The organism is Psychrobacter sp. AOP5-GZ1-6, from assembly GCF_052376345.1.
Taxonomy (GTDB): domain Bacteria; phylum Pseudomonadota; class Gammaproteobacteria; order Pseudomonadales; family Moraxellaceae; genus Psychrobacter.
This window is the reverse complement of sequence record NZ_JBQSVP010000221.1, coordinates 1-2327: the sequence shown is the minus strand read 5'-3', so window position 1 is coordinate 2327 and position 2327 is coordinate 1. Positions and strand designations below refer to the sequence as shown.

The 2327-nt window shown below is 38.2% G+C and carries 2 protein-coding genes; both read right to left on the bottom strand.

Going from position 1 to position 2327, the window contains the following annotated elements:
* Window positions 1-375: 375 nt before the first annotated feature.
* Complete coding sequence (locus ACT3RN_RS15210) at window positions 376-960, bottom strand: YqiA/YcfP family alpha/beta fold hydrolase (protein WP_192992594.1); 585 nt, start codon at window positions 958-960, stop codon at window positions 376-378.
* 57 nt (window positions 961-1017) lie between these two features.
* Window positions 1018-1752 carry a hypothetical protein gene (locus ACT3RN_RS15205; RefSeq protein ID WP_192520894.1) on the bottom strand — a complete coding sequence of 245 codons (735 nt, stop codon included), beginning with the start codon at window positions 1750-1752 and terminating at the stop codon, window positions 1018-1020.
* Window positions 1753-2327: the final 575 nt, after the last annotated feature.

The following is a 2327-nucleotide window of genomic DNA, read 5'->3' as shown; positions in this document are numbered from 1 at the left end:
ACCTATAATTTCCACGTAACTTTCCTCAAAATATTCAATAAAAAACGAGCTATAACCAGCTTAAAAAAGACATTCATAATATATCTATTATCAGTTCTCTTAACTATCAGCGCTGAAAACACTAAGACTTTAAAATATTATATATTATCTCAGAATTGTTGCTGTCGTATAATAACAGGTAACATAGAAAATACATAATCCTATAGGACATATGTTGGATAAATTTTATAAACTTCGTTTTATAGTCAAATAAATCTAAAATAAATACAAGACAGCTGACTACAGGTTATATTAAGTAGTACACCTAAGAAGGAAAGTAACGCCGTAGCGGTTTAGTAGCTTTCTGACTACACAAACACGCCTCAATGACACACCTTAATCTTCACCATGATATGTTGCCTCATCCATCCAAACGATTGGATCTTCGCACAGATGAGTTAAGTGATACCAAATATCACTGCTACGAGCGATGCGGTGATGACCACCTTCAAAGTAATCGACTTCCCAACTATCAGGGAGATTGACTAAAGTTCGTCTAGCAATCGCCACATCCAAACTTTCATCGTCGACTTCTACCATGACGCGCATCATCTCAGTGTTAGATGTAGGGAATGATAACTTCATATCAGCCACTGCAGGAATACGGTCAGCCAATACCTCACTTGGATAGATACAAGGCGCAATCAATAGCGCACGCAGGTTGTATTTATGGGAAAAGTGATTGGCAAACCAGCCACCAAGCGAATGCCCTGCTAATACCACTCGCGGATACTGTGTCATTTTTTCACGGATCAGCGCATCGTAAATCTCAAATACTTCTAAAAAATTGTCTCGGTAATTGACTGTTTGGCAGTATTTTGGTTCACGAGTAATACAAGTATATTTGCTGGTCTCATTACTGGAATCAAGACCATGAAAAAACAACAAAAACGTGTCATTGTTTTCGATAGGAAACATCATAAACTTCTCCTTTTTTAATTATTATTTGGGTTTATGCTCAATAATTTGACTCATAAATTAAACTGGTTTTTGGCTAGCCACCTGCGCTTGGGACAAGCTCAATATCTCCTCACAAGCCTGCATTGAGATGTTTTTTGCAAAGCCTTCATCAAACCAAAAATCATAAACTGTTTGGACAATGGCTCTCACCGCTTCTGTATCTTTCGGCTTTTGCTCTTGTAATCTCATCGCAATGTCTTGTGCCTGTATGTCCGACTCACTATAGGGCGCACTCCAGCCAATACCGTAACGATAAAGCACATCATTGATCGCCAATACGAATATGGCATTTGCAATACCAAATGAACCAATAAGCCTCTCAAGCATTGCACAGCGCTCTTCATAAACGCTGACTTCTATCGGCATATCCGCTCGCTCAAACAGACAATCACAACTCACTATATGCGAAGGCCTGCCAAAATCCTCCCCTAGCAATGAATAAGTTCCTCGAATCCCGCCCTTCTCCACGACATTAAATTGCCAAATCGCATAATGAGTATCTGGCCCTTTATAGGGCACATGTATAAACCATTGCATCAGCGCATCACTGTCATAAAGAATATCAACACTGCCAATACGCACCCCCTGCTTGGGAAGTATGTCCGTGTATAAACTGTCGATATCATCACTATAGAGCGTCACTTTACGTAAGTTTTCATCACTAACATCACCCAACTTCGCCCTTGCTTGTTCTATATTTTGATAGGGTTTAAAAGGCGCTACCCATCTGAGCGTTTCATTAGTATTGTTCACAAAGTAAATGTCATCTTCATAACTGTCTACAGAAACCGTTTCGAGGTAAAATAATGGCTGTTTTCGTACTCGATCTTTTTCATCATTTGCTAGTGCCGTTATACCAGATAGCTTGTCACCAGCTAACCATTGAAAGTTATCTAATCATTTTTTCTCAAATTGACTGGTTGATGTCATCATAGTCATATCCTTATTATTTTGATTGCTTTGTCGCTGTTTTTTGCTGTTGTTATATTCTAATTACTGATTTCAAGCCAGCCGAGTCTATTCGCCATTATTTAAATGACGTCATTATCTATGGAGATAAGTAAATTAATCGGCTTGGTTTAATCTCGTATTGTAAGGATTTTTAGCCACAGCTCTTCGCTATCGCATCGCTAGTCGTTTCTCAACGCTAACGAGCTTTTTTCTACTAAGTTTTTTGTTTATTAATAAATATATTTTTTGAATTTATACAGATTGAGAAGCATTGAACGAAACGTAAATAATACCACTCGAAAAACATCGCTAAGATAGCGTATTAAAGACAACTCAGTTAAGAAGTTAAGCATTGCGCCCTGAGGGTTAACTGTTTG

Excerpts from the sequence above, each read along its gene's own strand:
- ACT3RN_RS15210 (WP_192992594.1), bottom strand. The coding sequence starts at position 960 with ATGATGTTTCCTATCGAAAACAATGACACGTTTTTGTTGTTTTTTCAT.